The 18,935-nt window shown below is 37.7% G+C and carries 21 protein-coding genes, 1 tRNA gene and 1 other RNA gene; 8 read left to right on the forward strand and 15 right to left on the reverse strand.

Going from position 1 to position 18,935, the window contains the following annotated elements; genetic code table 11:
• Positions 1 to 229: 229 nt before the first annotated feature.
• From H9635_RS18725 to ffs, 6 genes are all read right to left on the reverse strand, one after another.
• A complete protein-coding gene (locus H9635_RS18725) occupies positions 230 to 499 on the reverse strand; it encodes a pro-sigmaK processing inhibitor BofA family protein (RefSeq protein WP_191701841.1) in 270 nt (89 codons plus the stop codon).
• A 64-nt stretch (positions 500 to 563) separates the two neighbouring features.
• Positions 564 to 779, reverse strand: coding sequence for a YaaL family protein (locus tag H9635_RS18730; RefSeq protein WP_191701842.1), 216 nt, complete (start codon positions 777 to 779; stop codon positions 564 to 566).
• A gap of 15 nt (positions 780 to 794) precedes the next feature.
• Positions 795 to 1,391, reverse strand: coding sequence for a recombination mediator RecR (recR, locus tag H9635_RS18735; RefSeq protein WP_191701843.1), 597 nt, complete (start codon positions 1,389 to 1,391; stop codon positions 795 to 797).
• A 68-nt stretch (positions 1,392 to 1,459) separates the two neighbouring features.
• Positions 1,460 to 1,774, reverse strand: coding sequence for a YbaB/EbfC family nucleoid-associated protein (locus tag H9635_RS18740; RefSeq protein ID WP_191701844.1), 315 nt, complete (start codon positions 1,772 to 1,774; stop codon positions 1,460 to 1,462).
• Positions 1,775 to 1,800: 26 nt separating this feature from the next.
• Positions 1,801 to 3,546: a DNA polymerase III subunit gamma/tau gene (dnaX, locus tag H9635_RS18745; protein ID WP_191701845.1), complete on the reverse strand. Its 1,746-nt coding sequence runs from the start codon at positions 3,544 to 3,546 to the stop codon at positions 1,801 to 1,803.
• A gap of 152 nt (positions 3,547 to 3,698) precedes the next feature.
• Positions 3,699 to 3,966: signal recognition particle sRNA large type (gene ffs / locus H9635_RS18750), an RNA gene on the reverse strand.
• 156 nt (positions 3,967 to 4,122) lie between these two features.
• On the opposite strand from ffs, the gene H9635_RS18755 reads away from it, so the two are divergent.
• The 4 genes from H9635_RS18755 (at position 4,123) to H9635_RS18770 (ending at position 7,870) form a co-directional block, all read left to right on the forward strand.
• Positions 4,123 to 4,215 (forward strand) — tRNA-Ser (locus tag H9635_RS18755).
• A 191-nt stretch (positions 4,216 to 4,406) separates the two neighbouring features.
• Positions 4,407 to 5,642, forward strand: coding sequence for an ATP-binding protein (locus tag H9635_RS18760; RefSeq protein ID WP_225231409.1), 1,236 nt, complete (start codon positions 4,407 to 4,409; stop codon positions 5,640 to 5,642).
• Positions 5,642 to 6,520, forward strand: a complete 879-nt coding sequence (locus tag H9635_RS18765) for a response regulator (RefSeq protein WP_191701847.1) — start codon at positions 5,642 to 5,644, stop codon at positions 6,518 to 6,520. Before H9635_RS18760 ends, H9635_RS18765 begins: the two co-directional genes overlap by 1 nt.
• A gap of 81 nt (positions 6,521 to 6,601) precedes the next feature.
• On the forward strand, positions 6,602 to 7,870 hold the full coding sequence (locus tag H9635_RS18770) for a cation:dicarboxylate symporter family transporter (protein ID WP_191701865.1): 1,269 nt from the start codon (positions 6,602 to 6,604) through the stop codon (positions 7,868 to 7,870).
• Between the two features lie 46 nt (positions 7,871 to 7,916).
• On the opposite strand, the gene H9635_RS18775 is transcribed toward H9635_RS18770, so the two are convergent.
• Positions 7,917 to 8,537 (reverse strand): RraA family protein, encoded by a 621-nt coding sequence (locus H9635_RS18775; RefSeq protein ID WP_191701848.1) that lies wholly within the window; start codon positions 8,535 to 8,537, stop codon positions 7,917 to 7,919.
• 155 nt (positions 8,538 to 8,692) lie between these two features.
• Between H9635_RS18775 and H9635_RS18780 the strand changes: the two genes are divergently transcribed.
• Entirely contained in the window at positions 8,693 to 9,070 is a 378-nt protein-coding gene (locus H9635_RS18780) for a sodium:proton antiporter (RefSeq protein WP_191701849.1), read from the forward strand.
• A 44-nt stretch (positions 9,071 to 9,114) separates the two neighbouring features.
• Here H9635_RS18780 and H9635_RS18785 read toward each other — a convergent pair whose 3' ends face one another.
• The 3 genes from H9635_RS18785 to H9635_RS18795 form a co-directional block, all read right to left on the reverse strand.
• Positions 9,115 to 9,783 carry a deoxynucleoside kinase gene (locus tag H9635_RS18785; protein ID WP_191701850.1) on the reverse strand — a complete coding sequence of 223 codons (669 nt, stop codon included), beginning with the start codon at positions 9,781 to 9,783 and terminating at the stop codon, positions 9,115 to 9,117.
• On the reverse strand, positions 9,780 to 10,418 hold the full coding sequence (locus tag H9635_RS18790) for a deoxynucleoside kinase (RefSeq protein ID WP_191701851.1): 639 nt from the start codon (positions 10,416 to 10,418) through the stop codon (positions 9,780 to 9,782). The genes H9635_RS18785 and H9635_RS18790 overlap by 4 nt, the downstream gene beginning before the upstream one ends.
• A gap of 124 nt (positions 10,419 to 10,542) precedes the next feature.
• Positions 10,543 to 11,337, reverse strand: a complete 795-nt coding sequence (locus H9635_RS18795) for a hypothetical protein (protein WP_191701852.1) — start codon at positions 11,335 to 11,337, stop codon at positions 10,543 to 10,545.
• Between the two features lie 104 nt (positions 11,338 to 11,441).
• On the opposite strand from H9635_RS18795, the gene tadA reads away from it, so the two are divergent.
• Genes tadA through H9635_RS18810 form a run of 3 tightly spaced genes read left to right on the forward strand, consistent with a single transcriptional unit; the run spans position 11,442 to position 12,917 of the window.
• Positions 11,442 to 11,945: a tRNA adenosine(34) deaminase TadA gene (gene tadA / locus H9635_RS18800; RefSeq protein WP_191701853.1), complete on the forward strand. Its 504-nt coding sequence runs from the start codon at positions 11,442 to 11,444 to the stop codon at positions 11,943 to 11,945.
• Between the two features lie 8 nt (positions 11,946 to 11,953).
• The gene (locus H9635_RS18805; RefSeq protein ID WP_191701854.1) at positions 11,954 to 12,652 is read left to right on the forward strand and encodes a TMEM164 family acyltransferase; all 699 of its coding nucleotides are present in this window, start codon (positions 11,954 to 11,956) and stop codon (positions 12,650 to 12,652) included.
• Between the two features lie 37 nt (positions 12,653 to 12,689).
• On the forward strand, positions 12,690 to 12,917 hold the full coding sequence (locus H9635_RS18810) for an IS3 family transposase (protein WP_263617364.1): 228 nt from the start codon (positions 12,690 to 12,692) through the stop codon (positions 12,915 to 12,917).
• A 344-nt stretch (positions 12,918 to 13,261) separates the two neighbouring features.
• Here the strand turns inward: H9635_RS18810 and H9635_RS18815 are convergent, their stop codons facing one another.
• Genes H9635_RS18815 through H9635_RS18835 form a run of 5 tightly spaced genes read right to left on the reverse strand, consistent with a single transcriptional unit; the run spans position 13,262 to position 18,584 of the window.
• Positions 13,262 to 14,626: an MmgE/PrpD family protein gene (locus H9635_RS18815; protein WP_191701856.1), complete on the reverse strand. Its 1,365-nt coding sequence runs from the start codon at positions 14,624 to 14,626 to the stop codon at positions 13,262 to 13,264.
• Entirely contained in the window at positions 14,613 to 15,761 is a 1,149-nt protein-coding gene (locus H9635_RS18820; RefSeq protein ID WP_318245235.1) for a CaiB/BaiF CoA transferase family protein, read from the reverse strand. Before H9635_RS18820 ends, H9635_RS18815 begins: the two co-directional genes overlap by 14 nt.
• A 6-nt stretch (positions 15,762 to 15,767) precedes the next feature.
• On the reverse strand, positions 15,768 to 16,619 hold the full coding sequence (locus H9635_RS18825; protein WP_191701857.1) for a hydroxymethylglutaryl-CoA lyase: 852 nt from the start codon (positions 16,617 to 16,619) through the stop codon (positions 15,768 to 15,770).
• Between the two features lie 10 nt (positions 16,620 to 16,629).
• Positions 16,630 to 17,796 carry an acyl-CoA dehydrogenase family protein gene (locus H9635_RS18830; protein ID WP_191701858.1) on the reverse strand — a complete coding sequence of 389 codons (1,167 nt, stop codon included), beginning with the start codon at positions 17,794 to 17,796 and terminating at the stop codon, positions 16,630 to 16,632.
• An 11-nt stretch (positions 17,797 to 17,807) separates the two neighbouring features.
• Complete coding sequence (locus H9635_RS18835) at positions 17,808 to 18,584, reverse strand: enoyl-CoA hydratase/isomerase family protein (protein ID WP_191701859.1); 777 nt, start codon at positions 18,582 to 18,584, stop codon at positions 17,808 to 17,810.
• Between the last annotated feature and the right edge of the window lie 351 nt (positions 18,585 to 18,935).

The following is an 18,935-nucleotide window of genomic DNA, read 5'->3' on the forward strand; positions in this document are numbered from 1 at the left end:
AAGTTAAAATCTATTGTTTGCTTCATTTAAGAAGCTTGTTTCATTAACGTTGCTTGTTCAGTTTTCAAGGTTCATTGCGCTATCTGTTATGACAACTTTTATATCATACCATTCATTCAATTGCTTTGTCAACAATTTTTTTGAATGTTTTTTTATAATGTGTTATCGTCGTTGCGACTTATAATAATATATCACGATATTATTAAATTAGCAATACTTTTTATTAATTTTATTTCATTAATATTAATAAACTAACACACATCACCCCAGGGAGACCTAAAACTGCAATCATCAGTACAGAGAAAAAATTAATCGGAACGTGAAAAAGAACACCGCTGGCCCCCATTATTAAATTACCTATAAATAAGACAACGATAACAGCCGCTATTTTAAACCAAAACCATGCAAAGTACTCCCATACTTTCCCGCGGCTCTCTTTGTTTAAGAAAAAAAGAAATAAGACAACAAAACAGATCATAGCTATAACTATGTATCGCATAGCACCATCCTTTTTTCATTTAGTGGTAACATATGCATCTGCTTCGATTCTTATTTCTAAAACATTATTTAATTAATACACGACGTACACGTGCTTCTTTATATAAATAGTAATGGATGCTTTCGGCTTTTTTTCGTTCAGCAATTACATCTAGATTATAGTCGTCCGTTAATCCTTCAATTACTTTTGCATTTTGCAAAGTTCCCTTTGTCTCTTTAATAGAAGAAACTAACTTTTCATCGAATTCTTTTTTGAGCTTCCCTTTACGTGAAAATAACATCGTGCTTCCCCCTGCTTATAACTCTCGTCTTCCTTCTAATGCTTTCGATAATGTAACTTCATCAGCGTATTCTAAGTCCCCACCAACAGGTAAGCCATGTGCAATACGTGTTGTTCGAAGTCCGGATGGTTTAACGAGACGGGAGATATACATCGCTGTCGCTTCACCTTCAATAGTAGGATTAGTCGCTAAAATTAATTCTTGTACACGTTCATCGTGCAAACGCGCTAATAGCGAAGCCACATTAATATCCTCTGGTCCAATTCCGTCCATTGGTGAAATCGCTCCATGCAGTACATGATAAAGCCCTTGATAATCACGCATTTTTTCCATAGCAATAACATCTTTTGGATCTTGCACGACACAAATGGTAGAAATATCTCGTTGTTTATCTGAACAAATATGACAAGGGTCTATATCTGTTATATGACCGCATTGTGAGCAATATAGTAAATTACGTTTTGCATCAATCAGTGCTTTCGCGAATGTTGATACTGTATCTTCTTTCATCGTTAAAACGTGAAATGCTAAACGGGCAGCAGTTTTAGGTCCAATCCCTGGTAATTTCATAAAGCTGTCGATTAGCCTGGATATCGGCTCTGGATAATGCATTCTATTCCCTCCTATAAAAAGGCACATCCCAAAGCTTGAGATGTGCTCTTATTTCTACATGTTTCAAATTAGAAAGGAAGGTTCATCCCTTGTGTGAATTTGCCCATTGTAGAATTTGTTGTTTCTTCTACTTTTTTAAGTGCTTCGTTCGTTGCGATAATGATTAAATCTTGTAACATTTCGATATCTTCTGGATCAACTACAGATTCGTCTAAATTTACTTCTAACACTTGGCGTTGACCGTTCATTACAACTTTAACCATACCGCCACCAGCAGTACCTTCAAATAACTCTGCATTTAAAGCCTCTTGTGCTTCCATCATTTCTTTTTGCATTTTTTGCATTTTTTTCATCATGCCTTGCATATTACCCATACCACGCATATTAATTTCCTCCTTTAAATGTGCAATTATTCTTCGATAACCTCAACAAAGTCTTTTCCAAAATTCTTTTCAGCCTCTGTTACAAGTGGATCTTGTGTTTCCATCATTTGAACTTCATCCATAAAAGAAGGCTCATCCGATAAATCCGTTGCGGCATCACCATCAGCCATTCCGGAATTTTTCTGGTTCAACCCATTTTCCTGAATGAAACTTTCCCGAAGACGAACCCACGCTGACTCCGGAATACATAAAAGCTCATACTGTACCCCTACTTCAGATGCTATCCTCTGTGTAAACAATGAAACAAGAGCGTTGTTGTCTGCTACCATTTGACAATGTATATCATACTTGAATTTTATCACAAAAGCACTTGCATTTGCGGCAACTGGCTCTGCGTCTGCCAATAAAGCAGCATGTGACTTTTGTAAGCTTGATAAACTAATCGCCCAAGCCGATTTCACCTTTTGCAAATCTGTTTTTGTTGCTGTTTTTAAGACTTCTTGAATACGACCTGTTGGGGCATTGTATTGATTACCTTGTGGACGTACACGTTGACGAGGTTGCTCATTTTGTTGAACGGGCGCTCCTCCACCTTGAAATTGTTGTGTCAGTTGACCTAAACGATTTTCAAGTGAAGCCACTTTCCCTTCGATTGCAGGGTCTACTGCCGTTGCCCCTTGTGGTGATGCTTTATACTGCGCCATTTTTAGAAGTGCTGTTTCTAAATAAATTTTCGTGTGATGTGAAAAACGCATCTCTTGTTGCGTTTTCGCTAGAATATCGATAAAGCCATATAGTGTACTTGCATCAAAGTGCTCAGCTAAAGCTAAAAATTTATCTTCAGGTGCAATAAACTCCAATAGTTCCTCTAATGTACCGTCTGTTTTCAAAAGCAGTAAGTCCCGGAAAAATGTAATGAAGTCTTCAGCCAGACGTAACGGTTCTTTTCCATCTGCAATTAAATTTTCCACACTGCTTAGTACTTGTGCAACTTCCTTTTGTAAAAGTGAGTTGGCAATATCATAAAATGCGTCTTGGCTAACAGAACCTGTTACAAGGAGTACATCTTCCAATTGAACATGCTCATTACTGAATGATACGACTTGATCAAGTAGACTTAGTGCATCACGCATACCACCAGCTGCAGCTTGTGCAATTGCTTTCAACGCTTGCTCATCGTACCCCATACCGATGTCTTCCAATACTACCTTCATACGCTCCACTATATCTATAGAAGAAAGTCGCTTAAAATCAAAACGCTGACAACGGGAAATGATCGTCGCTGGTAATTTATGTGGCTCTGTCGTAGCTAATATAAACACTGCATGTTCAGGCGGCTCTTCAAGTGTTTTTAGTAAAGCGTTAAATGCACTTGTGGAAAGCATATGCACCTCATCAATAATATACACTTTAAAGCGTGCATTCGCTGGGGCAAAGCGTACCTTTTCTATAATATCGCGCATTTCTTCCACTCTAGAGTTAGAAGCTGCATCGAATTCAATAACATCCGTATGTGATCCTTCAGTAATACTTACACAGGTTGCACACTCATTACATGGCTCACTTGCTGGAGCATTTTCACAGTTTAAAGCTTTCGCAAAAATTTTCGCAGTACTTGTCTTACCTGTCCCGCGTGGACCAGAAAATAAATAGGCATGTGTCGTTTTGCTTGCAAGGAGAGCATTTTGAAGGGTCCTCTTCACATGTGTTTGCCCAGACATTTCACGAAATGACTGTGGTCTATAAACACGATAAAATGCTTGATACGTCAACCTTTCCCTCTCCTTTCGTAATAAAAATCTATAAATTTAGTATAGCACAAAGTAATAGGAAACTCTTTTGAAATCAAACGAATATACTTCATACAAATAAAAAAACGCACCCATCAAATTTTGATGAGTGCGTTTGAGTTGGTAAGTTAATACCGTGCACCTTTCTTCGACTGCCGCACATAAGCGTTACTCTTGTCGTTAGCTCGGGTTAGGCTACCCCGCGGCACATAAGTGATTCCACTTAATGCTGCTTCCTTCCGGACCTGACATGGTTCATGGGTACTTATTGCGCAGGACCCAACCGTCAACACTACGTGCAAAAGGCAGACCAAACAATACGGACAGCCTCAGAAAAGGAATTCAATCTTGCTAGAGCGGATTGCAAGTTACAGGGCACCGCTACCTCCCCATCTAGCACGGCAAGTATTAGTATACTAAGCAAGCAATAAAAATGCAATGATATGTCCCAATTAATTTTTCCCATTTTAAAAAAATATCTTTTTTTTGCACAAATTTTATTGACGTGAAATTTATTTCGTGATAAATTAATCTTTGTCGAAAAGACAGCTTATATTTGGAGGTATACCCAAGTCCGGCTGAAGGGATCGGTCTTGAAAACCGACAGGCGGGTAACACCGCGCGGGGGTTCGAATCCCTCTACCTCCTCCATATTTTAACATTATTCCGCTACAGCTATTGGGCGGTTTTTTTTATATAAAAAATCATTTAAGTACTATTTCTATCTGTTAGAAATAGTACTTTTTGTATTTATTTTTGCTTTTCATGTACAATTAACTCCTAAAACAGGCTTTTAAAGGCGGTATATTACTTTGGAATCGACTCTACCTCGAATAAAATCAATGAATTTATTTCTCTTTATACTGCTTGTAGCGTGTTTAACGGCTATAGGTAGCGAAATAAAGTTTATTCCCTTTGAAGACGGCCCATTTCGTTTTGGATTAGGGAGTATTATTTTTTTCTTTGTATTATTAACTCGACCATTGCCAATTTTATCAACAGGTCTTTTAACTGGAATAGTTGTTATTATTAGCCGATCTTTATTGGACTTTTTAATTTACGGCCAAGATCTTGCTGTTCAACTACTTGAACATATACCGGCAGGGTTTTTTTATATTACCTTTGCGCTATGCTTTAAACTAATTGCATTGGATGAAATAAAAAAACAACCGTTTATTCTTGGTTTATTAGGCGCATTATTTGAGGTTGTTTCCAATATGGTCGAGTATATTTTAACGGAAATACTCCTTGCCTCTGATCAAGAAACGTTAGTTATTTCTTTCTTACTGTTTAGCGTAGTTGGATTATTACGTAGTTTTTTCGTTGTCGGTATCTATAGCATTATTACTATGTCGGAACAGAAAAAGCAGTTAAAGCAACTGATGACCATTCATTCCGATTTATATGTTGAAGCACTCTATTTACAAAAGACAATGAATCAAATTGAACAACTTACCGCAAATAGTTATCAGCTTTATAAAAAGCTAAAAACAACCGAAGAAAAGCATGCGTTAGAAGCTTTATATATTGCCCAAGAAATTCATGAGGTTAAAAAGGATCATGAGCGCATTTATGCAGGTCTTTCAAAAATTACAAATCAAAATTATCCATCCAAATTCTTATTAACGGATATTTTAGCTTTTATTGTAGAAGCTAATGAAAGCTACGCAAAATATTTAAATAAATCTATTTCGTTTACACTAATATGTCCAGAAGATTTTGTAACAAAAAAGCATATTGCCCTTTTTGCTATTTTAAATAATTTAGTGGCAAATGCCGTAGAAGCAATTGAAAAAAGCGGGTTTGTTACGGTAAGTGTTACGGTCGAAAAAGAAACGACAACTTTTATCGTAGAAGACAATGGCATTGGCATCGAAGAATCACTTATTCCTGTTATATTCGATCCAGGCTATACATCGAAATTCAATGAACAAGGACAAGGCTCCACAGGAATTGGTCTGTCTCATACAAAAACAATTGTCGAAAACCTAGAAGGAAAAATTCACATAACGAGTGACACTTCAACTTGCTTTATTGTACAAATTCCTTCTAAAAATATTCAAAAGGAGATTTTCTAATGCGTTATTTTATAGTAGATGACGACCGTGCAAGTCGGGCGATGCTTAGTAATATTATCAACGACTGTGAACTTGGGACTGTCATCGGAGAGGCAAAAAACGGTCTTGATGCAATTCCTCAAATTTTGATGATGCAACCGGAATTCGTATTAATCGATCTATTAATGCCTAAGTTGGATGGTATCGAAACAATTGAACGCCTTCAGCAAAATGGATTTAAAGGCCACTTTATTATGATTTCGCAAGTGGTCAATAAAGAAATGGTGGCAGATGGCTATTCAAAAGGGATTGAATTTTTCATCCATAAACCTATTAACAAAGTTGAAGTGCAAATGGTCTTAAAACGGACGACCGAGCAATATTTATTGAAAAATTCTCTTGAAGTTATCCGCCAATCTTTAACAAATTTTAATATTACAGAAGTGACTCATACTAAAAAAACAACACGCGAACATATACAGTCCATCTTAAATGATATGGGGATTGTCGCTGAAGTTGGCAGTGAGGATATTATTAAAATAATTGAACAACTGTTAATTGAAAAACATAAAATTGCTCCCCTCCCTCCATTAAAGGAGGTCTATGAACGTGTAGCAATGCTAACGAAACATACACCCGATGACATTTTAAAAGAGAGTAAAGCGATAGAACAGCGTGTGCGTCGAACGATATTAGCTGCCATGATTAACTTAGCCAATATGGGAATTGTCGACTATACAAACTCTGAATTTGAATACTATACTCCACGCTATTTCGATTTAACCGATATTCGATATTTAATGAAGCAAATAGAAAATAATGACCAACGAAAGGCAAAGGTAAATATCAAAAAATTCATTCAAGTATTATATTCTGAAATTATTAGCAAAGTCGATTAGTCGGATTTTGTCGGATTTTGTAGGTATGCAATAAAATTAATTTTAGGCTAGTCCTGAATCTGTATTTTTAGGGGGAACTATATTTTGAAAAAGCTAAAAATTAGTTTAGCTGCTCAAATTTTAATCGGTCTTGTACTTGGTGTTATCGTTGGGGCAGTATTCTTTGGTAACGAAGATGTACAATCATATTTACAGCCACTTGGCGATATATTCTTAAACTTAATTAAGATGATCGTGGTACCGATTATTATTTCGACACTAATCGTTGGTGTTGCCGGAACTGGTGACATGAAGCAATTAGGTCGTCTTGGCGGTAAAACACTTATTTATTTTGAAGTTATTACAACAGTAGCAATTGTTGTTGGTTTATTAGCAGCGAATCTATTCCAACCAGGTGCTGGAATTGATATGAATGAGTTGCAGCAAACAGATATTTCTTCTTATGTAGAAACATCAGAACAAGAAGAAGCAAAAGGAACTTTCCAAATCATTGTTGATATTGTACCAAAAAATATCATCAACGCTATGGCTGAAGGCGATATGCTTGCAATCATCTTCTTCTCTGTAATTTTCGGTTTAGGTGTAGCAGCCATTGGAGAACGAGGGAAACCTGTACTCGCATTCTTCCAAGGTACAGCAGACGCCATGTTCTGGGTAACAAACTTAGTAATGAAATTCGCACCAGTTGGGGTATTTGCACTTATCGGTGTAACCGTTTCCAAATTCGGTGTTGAATCCCTAATTCCGTTAGGTAAATTAGCCATTTTAGTATATGCAGCAATGATTTTCTTCGTAATTGTTGTATTAGGTATTACAGCCCGTATTTTCGGGATTAATATTTTCAAATTGATCCGCATGATTAAAGATGAGTTATTACTGGCATTCTCTACATCTTCATCAGAGACAGTATTACCTCGCATTATGTTAAAAACAGAAAAGATGGGTGCACCAAAGGATATCGTATCATTCGTTATTCCAACAGGTTACTCATTCAATTTAGACGGCTCGACACTTTACCAGGCAATTGCAGCACTATTCATTGCGCAAATGTACGGTATCGATCTTTCAATAATGGAACAAATTACATTAATGCTTGTATTAATGGTAACATCTAAAGGGATTGCCGGTGTTCCAGGGGTATCATTCGTAGTACTTCTTGCAACATTAGGATCTGTAGGTATTCCACTTGAAGGTTTAGCATTCATCGCAGGTATTGACCGTATTCTAGATATGGCTCGTACAGCTGTAAACGTAGTTGGTAACACATTAGCTGCACTTGTTATGGCAAAATGGGAAAAACGTTTCGACGAAAAGCAATTTGCCGAGTATCAAGCTGCAAACTTAAAATAAAGATATGAAAGCGCCGTAGTGAGATACAATACACTACGGCGTTTTTTTATTTTACAACTTTCGCCAAGTAAGCTCGGATGGATGCTTCGCCATTATGTAAAGCTTCATGTTCCCGTGCTTCATCCTTTGCAACTTTTGCTTCTGCTGCTTCTATTATCTGTTGAATATCTTTTTGTGGAATGACAATTACCCCATCAATATCACCAACGATATAATCACCATTTTGAACGGCCACTCCACCTACTGATACAGGTCCCCCAACAGTACCACCGCCATTTTTATTGCCTGCTGCTACTGTTGTTCCTAATGCAAATACAGGAAAATCAATAGCTCGTGCAGCTGCTAAATCCCGTATGACCCCGTCGACTACAAATCCCTGCACTCCGACTCCTTGTGCAAGCTGCATGACGAAATCACCTGCGACTGCACGATTTGTATTACCCTTTGCATCGATAACTAAAATATCTCCCTTTTCTGCTTGACTAATCGCTTCCAAAACAGCCCCGTTTTCCCCATCCGGTAGTCGTACCGTTAGCGCACGTCCTGCAATTTTAAAATGATCTGCCACTGGTTTAATTGATGCTGCAACATTCGTATGCCCCCCTGTTGCATCGGAAATTGCTGTCGTTGGTAAAACAACTAATCGTTCTACTATTCTTAAAGTCATATTTCCATCCCCTTTTCGCTATAATGTTACAAATCATAAAATTCATAAACACTTTTAGCATAAACGAAATAACTTTTTTTTTACAATATTTTTTATACTCGTTACAAATTTATACAGATTGGGAATACTGATACTACTTAAAAGGAGGATTAATCATGAACAATCGACTCATTGAAGTTGTAACAAATGATGTTGGTGAAACTGTTTATAAAATGAAGACCTTTGATATTCATGTTACAGCTAAGTTAACAGGGGGAATTGCACCGACAATTACTTATCTTCATGGAGATAAGGATGTTACGGATGATATACGTGCCATTCGCTTTCATTTCGAAAATCCGGCTTCCTATATTGAAAATTACGCCTCTTTTCAAAAAATGCTTTTCGAAAAAGAACAACGTGCTGTTAATGAATTGTATGAAATGATTAGTATAAAACCTAAAAATATGTCGACTGGTAAGCAGATTTTATGGAGCTCTTTCGTATTTTTTCTTGTAATGATTCCAGTCTTTATTATTCTTTTAATAAAATAAAGAAAGACCGATTTCCGTCATGATACAGAAATCAGTCTTTTTCATTATTTTCTTAGATGGCTTGTTTGCTCTAGCATATAACCAATACGTGCTACAACATCTTCTACTTGATCCGGATTTTTCATTAAATCGTAGTCATTTATATCAATGCGCAATACAGGGCACGCATTGAAGTTATTAATCCAGTCTTCATAGCGTCCATGCATTTCCTGCCAGTAAGTATGAGGCGTTTGCTGCTCCATCTCACGTCCACGTTCCTGGATACGACCAATCACATCGTCAATCGGTCCCTCTAAATAGACAAGCAAGTCCGGATGCGGGAAATAAGGTGTCATGACCATGGCATCAAAAAGGTTTGTATATGTCTCATAATCTGTTGGCGACATTGTGCCTTTGTCATAATGCATCTTTGCAAAAATACCTGTATCTTCATAAATAGAACGGTCTTGAATAAAGCCACCGCCATATTCAAATATACGTTTCTGTTCTTTAAAACGCTCAGCTAAAAAGTATATTTGTAAATGGAAGCTCCATTTTTCAAAGTCATCATAAAATTTATCTAAATAAGGGTTTGTATCGACCTTTTCATATGATGTGCGGAAATTTAAGCTCTGTGATAATGCATTTGTCATTGTCGATTTCCCGACACCAACTGTTCCTGCAATTGTAATGACCGCATTCGCAGGAATATTGTACTTCTCTCTTAAGTTCATTTCTGATGCAAACTCCTTTGTTGTAACTTTTCCTCTACTACTCGTAGTACATACTGTAAATCTTCTTCGTTCTTTACAAAATCAAGCTCATCCCCATTAAGCGAGATAACAGGAATCTCTGGATGCATCTTTTCAAAATGCCCAATAAACTCATGATAATCACTTGAAAGTTGTTCCATATATTCACGTGTTATATTCTTTTCTACTTCACGACCGCGCATCGCAATTCGTTTCATTAAAGTATCCAAGCTTGCATGTAAATAAATGACCATGTTTGGCTTTGGCATATCTGCCGTTAAAATTTTATAAATAGATTCGTACTTTTCATATTCTGACGCCTTTAAAGTACGTTTCGCAAAAATTAAATTTTTAAAAATATGATAATCAGCCACTACCGGACCTTGCGCTTCAATAATCTCATGAATATCAGATAATTGCTTATAACGATTGCACAGGAAAAACATTTCGGTCTGGAAGCTCCACTCATTGATATTTTCATAAAACTTACCGAGAAATGGATTTTCATCTACAATCTCTTTTAATAAATGATAATCAAACGTTTGTGATACGGCCTTAGATAATGAGGTCTTCCCAACACCAATCGGACCTTCTACTGTTATAAATGGCACAGACATTAGAAGTGCTCCTTCTCTTTTTATAGTCAATGCTTTTCATTTTATCACAATGACTAATAGACAACAAAACAAACTATTTTATTTTACTGAAATCATGAAAAAAGCTGTTCTAAACATGAATCATTCAATCGAATTGAGCAAGTGCCTGTTCTTGTTGTTCATATACTTTATTACATTTTTGTTCATAGTCTACTTCAATCTTTTCGCATTCGGTGTTCACCATCTCTTCAAGTGAATGTTCCTTTTCTATGAAATCCCGTTCTAAAGTATCTTGCTGTTGGTCAATTTTTTCATTTAAATCCTGTAATTTCTCAAACAATTGATTCTCAAGCTGGTTTTGCGATGCTATCTCGCTATCCAGGAGCTTTTCAATGGCTTCATCACGCTTTTGCTCAATTAATTCACACTTCTCCTCATGTTTCTCTTCCAGGATACTAAATTGCTGCTCATATATTTCACATAAGTTTAATAGCTCAGAATGTAATTCATCCAACCTCTGTTCAAAGTCGGTTATGAGACGCCTACTTTTCTCCACTTGTTGATGCTGATAGTTTTTAAATACTGCACGTTCCTCCGCTTGCATTTGCTCCAGCAACTCTACCTTATTTTGTTTGTAGCCTTTAACTTCTTCACTATAGTCTCTTTTATATTTTTCTAATATAATTTGTTTTTTATTTCCAAATAGCAATTTTATTTTGTCCACTGCAAGAGCACAATTTTGTTTAAGGTCATTTTCTTCATTTTGTTTCAGTTGTTCCAGTGCGATTAATTGCTCTTCATACTGCTTTTGTAAAGTCGTATAGATTTGTATTTTATTTTTCTCAACGATTTGTAATTGTGCCGTATACTTTTCGTATAAACTCTCCAACTGCTTTTCAAAATAACCGTTCACTTCTTCAATTGTTTGAAATGAATTCATAATATTACTCCTTCAAGCTTTTCCTTTATCATAGCACGATTAACTCTATAGTCGCCTAAGCATTTCAACTCATGCTAAACTGAAATATAAGGAGTGATAGATAAATGCTCGAACATAACGATCGCTATTACATGCAAGAGGCGTTAGAAGAAGCAAAAAAGGCAGCTGCCCTTGGCGAGGTCCCAATCGGGGCTGTCATCGTATATAAAAATGAAATTATTGCACGGGCACATAATTTACGGGAAACAACCCAAAACGCTCTAACACACGCAGAAAGCATGGCAATTCAAGAAGCCTGCCAAAAAATTGGCAGCTGGCGTTTAGAAGAAACAACACTGTACGTAACATTAGAACCTTGCCCCATGTGCGCAGGTGCTATTCTCCAATCACGCATACCTCGCGTAGTTTATGGTGCACGTGATATTAAAGCAGGTTGTGTTGACTCGTTATATCGTTTATTAAATGATGCGCGGTTTAATCATGAATGTGAGGTGACAGAAGGTATATTAGGAGATGAGTGCGGGCAAATTCTAACGGACTTTTTCAAGGCTTTACGCGAACGTAAAAAACAAGAGAAATTATTGCGTAAACAACAACAAGAAAAGTAGGTGATACGGTGGGCGGATTTGTTATTTTTGATTCCATTCATGTAACATGGCTTATTTTTATTAGTTTGTTTTTAATTATTTCAATATATGGTTATCATTATATTTCTAATAAACAGCAACAGCTCTATCAAAAATCAATTTTTTGGCTGTTGCTGTTTTTGGAAATAACGAAGCAAATTTACTTAATTGTTACGGAACAATATTCATATTGGAGCCCGCCACTCCATTTATGTGGGCTCGGTATTTTTATTACTGGTTGGCATGCTTACTTTTCAAACCGAACAACGGCTACACTACTTTATACACTCACTTTACCAGGGGCTGCAATTGCTCTATTATTCCCTGGTTGGACAGCAGATCCGGTTGGAGGATTTTTACATATCCACAGTTTTGTGTTTCATGCCTTGCTCGTAGCCTTTATTTGTCCATTAATTCGAGAACATCAGTTACATACTACATTCCGGGATATTTGGCGCTCGGTGTTGCTCTTACTCATTACGGTGCCGGCTATTTATTATTACAATGCACGATTTCAAACGAATTTTATGTTTTTAAATCGACCAGTAAAAGGAACACCCCTCCAGTGGCTTTATGATGCATTTGGCACTTCCGGTTATTTATTGAGTTTAGCGGGAGTTATCTTTAGTATTTGGATTGTGCTTTATGTACTTTTGAACATACAAAAACGACGAAACATGTTCTTTTGATATGCTCCCCATTAGGTAGACAGATAAAAAATAAAATCTGTTTGTCGAATGGGGGCATTTGAGAGTCGGCCGCTGTATTAATAATGGACCGATAGAAGCGCTTTGGGGGACTCTAAAAGTAGAGAAGTATTATTTACATAAGTTTGAGACGTACGAAGAGTTAAAACATGCGATTGATACATATATAAAATTCTATAACAACGAACGATATCAAGAAACATTAAACGGCTTGAGTCCTAAAGAGTTCAGGTCTCAAGCCGCTTAAAGCATTTTTATTTTATTATTTCCACTGTCTACTTGAGAGGGAGCAGTTCACTTTTAGTTGTTTCGTCGTTTTATTTCTCCACATTGATTAATCCATTTTAATAATGATTCGGGAATTATCCCCAGTAGCTAATAAATCAAAGCCAGCATTAATTTCTTCTAATGGAATAATATTGATGGCATTGCAAGCAGCCCCCGTCACCACCTTTCACTGTTTCTTTTTTTAGTAGGGATAATTGTAGTACACGTTAGCGTTTTGCTGATTCATCCAATGCTTTTTTTATATTTTCAAAGTTAAGGGCTTTTGATCACTCACCCTTCATTTATCTGAAAATTGCACAGCTGTTAAACGATTGAAATGTGTTTGATGGGATGTATTGTACGAATGATCTGCTGAACTTGGAGAGTTTCTAAATGTAGTAGTTGATTTATGATTTTTTTCTTGTGGGTTTCTTCCAGTGGTACTAAACTATTAAATTTTCCGATAAAATCCTGCTCGTTTAATGGATTTTCAGGGTCTCCTTTTGAAAATTGGCTTTGCATGACATCAATTGTGCCATCCAACCAGTGAATTTGAATTTTCGCACCCCACTCTTGAGGATATTGACTTTGAATGTCTTCATCTACAGACACAACCATCTTTTCCATTAGGCTGCGAATTAACGGATCCTGCAAGGAGTCGGCAGTATAGGCATCATAACCGCCTTTACCAGTCAATAACGCTAAAGCTACACAAAATTGCATACTAAATTTTGCCGCATAAACCGTTTGGGGATTCTTAGCATCAGTAATATCAAGTGCCACTTGATAGGCACCTACTTCAATTAATTTTATAGAATGGATTCCGTTATTTTTTACCTTTTCATACAGTTGAATCGCTAAGTCCATTGCGGCATGTGTATGGCGACATGATGCATGAACTTTAAAAGCATTTTCGGTAATTTTGTATTGCTCCCCTAATTTATCCGTCATTCGCGTTACATCGTACTCGTCGCTCATTGCTTCAAAAAACCCTCTCCGACCCTCAAGAATGGCTGTTGCTCCTGTAAAACCTTGCTGTGCTAACAAGGCACTTAAAATCCCATTCATCGCTGCCTTACCAGGATGTAATTGCTTACTCATTGCACCATCCTCAATAAATTCCCATAGCCCGGCAGCTTGTGTACCGGCTGAACCAAATGCTTGAACAATTTGTTCTTTGGATAAATCCAATAATTTAGCCACAGCTGCTGCCGCGCCAAAGGTACCGCAAGTCGCTGTATTATGGAAATAGTAATAATGCGAAGGAGTAACGGTTTCTCCTATGCGAAACGCTACTTCATAGCCTACAATAATCGCCTCGATTAATCGTTTTCCCGATAAATTCTGCCACTCGGCAATGGCAATTGCTGCGGGCATAATGACGGTTGCAGCATGTACAATGGACGCTTTATGAATGTCATCCAGTTCAATAACGTGGCTCGCCCCACCATTGATGAAAGCTGCATTTGTTATGCTCGTTTTCAATCCCGTAACTGCCGTTGCCTGCTTTTCTCCTCCAATTAGGAGCGCAACCTGCTCCATCATCTGAACGGGTTCTGCTTCTTTGCCTTTCAATAAAGATGAATAATAGTCGACTATACATAATTTCGTAAAGTGTATAACCTCCTCTGGTATATCCTCAAAACGAACATTCACAATGTATTGTGCCAACTGCTCACTTATTGTCATGTATGCTCTCCCTCCCTAAGATTTCCTTATTGTGCTCCCCTAGCATTGGTGCAGGTACAGTTGGTGTTAAGTCACAGTTTGAAAATGTTAGAGGAATACGTGTTGCATACATTTCCTTATCACGTAAATGTGGCAGACGTATAATAAGTTTATTCTCTATTTGCTGCGGGTCTATAAGGACATCTTGCATCGTTTTCACCTGTGCTACAGGAACTCCTCCATTTTCAAGTGCCTGAATGAGTACATCGCTTTTTTCCGCTTGTGTTATTTGTTCAATTTGTTCCATCAGTAAGGAACGATTTTTGACGCGCTCTTCATTTGTACAGTAACGAGGATCTTCAACCCATTCATGCCTATTCAATACTTCACATAGTTTTTCGAATAATTTATTGTTTGAGATACCAATCATTATTGCCCCATCTGATGTTCGAAACGCTCCATAGGGTGCAAATGCGCCATGATTAGAGCCTAATTTTTCAGGATTTTCACCCGTTAATTTGGTTGAAAGCAAATGATAGTTCGCCCAAAATACACCGGTTTCATACAATGATGTTGAAACAAAGCTCCCCTCATTTGTATGACTACGCTGCAAAATGGCAGATACAATACCAAGTGCCCCCCACATGGCACTTCCTTGGTCAATTAATGAAACAGGCACCCTAGCTAACTCTTCGCTCCCTGTAATACTCATAATGCCTGTTTCAGCCTGCATAATGGCATCATAGCCTGGATACATTTTTTTAGGGCCATGTTGACCATAGGCAGTCAGTGAACAATAAACAAGTTGAGGATTCACTTCCTTCAATGCTTTATAATCAATCCCCAATTTCTGCGCTATACCAAGCCGGTAATTTTCAACAAAAACGTCGGCTGTTTTAATCAAATCCATTAATCTTTCAAAATTGGAACTATCCTTTAAATTAAGGGTAATAGATTTCTTCTGTCTATTAATATTTAAAAAGTAAACGCCATCTTCCTGAAATTTAGGCTCCATTTTACGGGCTTCATCGCCACTCAACTTTTCGATTTTGATTACTTCTGCCCCTAAATCGGCCAAAATCATTGTTAATGTTGGCCCTGAAATATTAGTAGTCATATCGATGACACGTATGCCTTGTAATGGTTTCAGATTCAGCCCTCCTTAAACTAAATTACTAGCAAAAGCGCCGACGTCCTTCAATTTTTCAGACTGAATATTTGTCTTAATTCCCATTGCTTCAAACAGCTCCACCACCTTCTCTGTCGCTACATTTCCTGTTGCTCCAGGCGAAAATGGACAGCCGCCAAGCCCCGCGATCGAACTATCAAACTTTTCGATTCCCGCATTTAATGCGGCCATGATATTGGCATAGGCAAAGCCGTTAGTATCATGGAAATGAGCCACGAACGTTGTGTCCGGAAAGTCTCTTCTCAATGCGCTAAATCGCTCATACACAATGCGCGGATTTGCCTGTCCATTCGTATCTCCAATCGAAATTTCATCAGCCCCATCACTCACAAATTGTGAAACGACTCGCTTTACTTGCTCATAGGAGATAGCCCCTTCATACGGACAACTAAAACACATCGACACATAGCCTCGGATAAATTTTTGCTGAGCCTTTGCATGCCGGAACATTTCACTGCATTCTGCTAAAGACTCTTCAATGGAACGCTTAATATTTTTTTGATTGAATGTCTCGCTTGCCCCAACAAATACTGCAATCTGTGGTACACCTGCTTCGATTGCACGCTCCAGCGCTTTCATATTTGGTGTTAAAGCAAGATAATTCATCCCTAACTCATTGCAAAATGATGTAATTTCCTGTGCATCGGCCATTTGTGGCACTATTTTTGGATGGACAAAGGAGGCCGTTTCGATTCGCTGAAAACCAGCTTCATATAATTGTTTAATTAGTTGTTTCTTTTCCTCTGTTGGAACAAAGCGTGCTTCATTTTGTAGACCATCGCGAGGACCTACTTCAATAATTTCTACTTGATTTGGAAAGTGCATGATGTTCACCTCAATAAGATTTAGGAAGTTTTAAAATATGTTCTCCTACGTATGATAAAATTAAATTCGTTGAAATAGGAGCTACTTGATATAATCGCGTCTCTTTAAATTTACGCTCAATATCATATTCTGCTGCAAAGCCAAAGCCGCCGTATGTTTGAATCGCTACATTAGCTGCCTCCCAGGATGCATCTGCCGCAAGTAACTTCGCCATATTGGCCTCTGCCCCACAAACTTGCTGCTGATCATAAAGTTCTGCTGCTTTTATGCGCATCAAATCTGCAGCTTCAATATGGATGTGCGCTTGTGCAATCGGGAATTGGATCCCTTGGTTTTGTCCAATCGGTCGATCAAAAACGACACGTTCTTTTGCGTAATTCGTTGCCCGTTCAATAAACCAACGACCATCACCAATACATTCTGCAGCAATTAAAATTCGCTCAGCATTCATCCCGTCCAAAATATAGCGGAATCCTTTTCCCTCTTCGCCAATTAAGTTCTCTACCGGCACTTTTAGATTATCGATAAATAATTCCGTTGTTGCATGGTTCATCATCGTTTTGATGGGACGGATTTCCAAGCCATTGCCAACTGCTTCATTTAAATCCACAATAAGCACGGACAATCCATCACTCTTTTTAACACATTGATCTTTCGGGGTTGTACGCACCAATAAAATCATTAAATCTGAATGCTCTGCACGTGAAATGAATACCTTTTGACCGTTCACAATATAATGGTCACCATCACGTTTCGCAAATGTCTTTAAATTTGTTGTATCCGTACCTGTGTTTGGTTCTGTCACGCCAAATGCTTGTAAACGAAGCGTACCATCCGCAATCTTTGGCAAGTATTTCTCCTTTTGTGCCGGTGATCCATGCCGCAAAATTGTGCCCATCGTATACATTTGAGCATGGCAAGCACCCGCATTCCCGCCTGAGCGGTTAATTTCTTCTAAAATCACTGACGCTTCCAATATTCCTAAACCTGAACCACCATATTGTTCTGGTATTATAGCTCCTAAAAAACCTGCCTGTGTAATAGCCTCCACAAATTCTGTCGGATAACCGTCAATTTCATCTAACTTCCGCCAATACGCACCATCAAAACGTTTACAAACTGCTCTTACAGCTTCCCGAAGTTCCTCTAGAAAAACGAGATTCTCTGTTTGCATCATATGGTATCCTCCTACCTTCCGATAAAATTAGGTTTCCTTTTCTCATTAAAGGCTAAGATACCTTCTATTCGATCCTCTGAAGCAATGACCTCATTGTATGTTTCAATTTCAATTCGAAATGCTTCAGATGCTTCTAATGAACTGATTTCTGCTATTTTCTTTACCCCTTGAATTCCTAATGGGGCATTAGAAGCAATCGTTTCGGCCAATTGCAGTGCAGTTTGCAGCACATCTGAGGGCTCGACTACTGCATTAAATAAACCTGCCTGCTGAGCTTCCGCTACTGGAACAATTCGACCTGTAAATAGCCATTCCTTTGCAATATGAAGCGGTACACGTTTTGGTAATAATCGCGCACCTCCTCCGCCAGGCATTATTCCTCGAGTAACCTCAGTCAATCCTACTTTAGTGTTCCTGCCGGCGATTATTAAATCCGTATTTAAGACGAGCTCAAATCCTCCCGCAAGTGCATAGCCGTTTATTGCAGCTATTGTAGGTTGCTTACAATTGGCTACAGCCTGAAACATTTGCTCAAATAAATGATGCTGTTCTGTCCATTGTGAGTCGCTCATCCCCTTACGTTCTTTTAAATCTGCGCCTGAGCAAAAGGCATCTACAGTAGAAGAAGTTAAAATAACGACACGTACTGGCTGCTCATTCAGGGATTGAAATACATTGAGCAGCTCCTTTGCCATCTCCGTATTAAAGGCATGCCGCATTTCAGGTCGGTTTAACGTGACAATCGCAATTTTCTCTTCATATTCATATGAAACTTGAATGTATTCCATTCGTTCACTCATCCTCCTGTGAGATTACTTGATTCAATAAAGGCTTTATAATTTTTGTTGGAACTGAGGTGTTATTAAAAAAGAGAGCATTAGGCAAGATTATATTGGAATTATTGAAGTGAAAATAACTGTGTATATATAGAGGGTTTTTATGAAAATTGATTTTGATGTAACTGCTGAAAATATTGTTATGAGTCAGTAGAATCTATTATTCTTTGAACATTGCATCGAGTATCCTATTTTCTCGAATATAACAAAATACTCTACTTTTGTAAAACTAATTCCTAAATAATATATTTGTTTATAAATGAAAAAAAGCGTGCTGAATTTATTAGATTCAGCACACTTTTA

It is taken from the genome of Solibacillus faecavium (assembly GCF_014836905.1).
In the GTDB taxonomy this organism is placed as follows: Bacteria; Bacillota; Bacilli; order Bacillales_A; family Planococcaceae; genus Solibacillus; species Solibacillus faecavium.

Coding starts and splice junctions, on each gene's coding strand:
- H9635_RS18725 (WP_191701841.1), bottom strand. CDS start 499: ATGCGATACATAGTTATAGCTATGATCTGTTTTGTTGTCTTATTTCTT.
- H9635_RS18730 (WP_191701842.1), bottom strand. CDS start 779: ATGTTATTTTCACGTAAAGGGAAGCTCAAAAAAGAATTCGATGAAAAG.
- recR (WP_191701843.1), bottom strand. CDS start 1,391: ATGCATTATCCAGAGCCGATATCCAGGCTAATCGACAGCTTTATGAAA.
- H9635_RS18740 (WP_191701844.1), bottom strand. CDS start 1,774: ATGCGTGGTATGGGTAATATGCAAGGCATGATGAAAAAAATGCAAAAA.
- H9635_RS18760 (WP_225231409.1), top strand. CDS start 4,407: ATGAATTTATTTCTCTTTATACTGCTTGTAGCGTGTTTAACGGCTATA.
- H9635_RS18765 (WP_191701847.1), top strand. CDS start 5,642: ATGCGTTATTTTATAGTAGATGACGACCGTGCAAGTCGGGCGATGCTT.
- H9635_RS18775 (WP_191701848.1), bottom strand. CDS start 8,537: ATGACTTTAAGAATAGTAGAACGATTAGTTGTTTTACCAACGACAGCA.
- H9635_RS18780 (WP_191701849.1), top strand. CDS start 8,693: ATGAACAATCGACTCATTGAAGTTGTAACAAATGATGTTGGTGAAACT.
- H9635_RS18785 (WP_191701850.1), bottom strand. CDS start 9,783: ATGAACTTAAGAGAGAAGTACAATATTCCTGCGAATGCGGTCATTACA.
- H9635_RS18790 (WP_191701851.1), bottom strand. CDS start 10,418: ATGTCTGTGCCATTTATAACAGTAGAAGGTCCGATTGGTGTTGGGAAG.
- H9635_RS18795 (WP_191701852.1), bottom strand. CDS start 11,337: ATGAATTCATTTCAAACAATTGAAGAAGTGAACGGTTATTTTGAAAAG.
- tadA (WP_191701853.1), top strand. CDS start 11,442: ATGCTCGAACATAACGATCGCTATTACATGCAAGAGGCGTTAGAAGAA.
- H9635_RS18815 (WP_191701856.1), bottom strand. CDS start 14,626: ATGACAATAAGTGAGCAGTTGGCACAATACATTGTGAATGTTCGTTTT.
- H9635_RS18825 (WP_191701857.1), bottom strand. CDS start 16,619: ATGCACTTTCCAAATCAAGTAGAAATTATTGAAGTAGGTCCTCGCGAT.
- H9635_RS18830 (WP_191701858.1), bottom strand. CDS start 17,796: ATGATGCAAACAGAGAATCTCGTTTTTCTAGAGGAACTTCGGGAAGCT.
- H9635_RS18835 (WP_191701859.1), bottom strand. CDS start 18,584: ATGGAATACATTCAAGTTTCATATGAATATGAAGAGAAAATTGCGATT.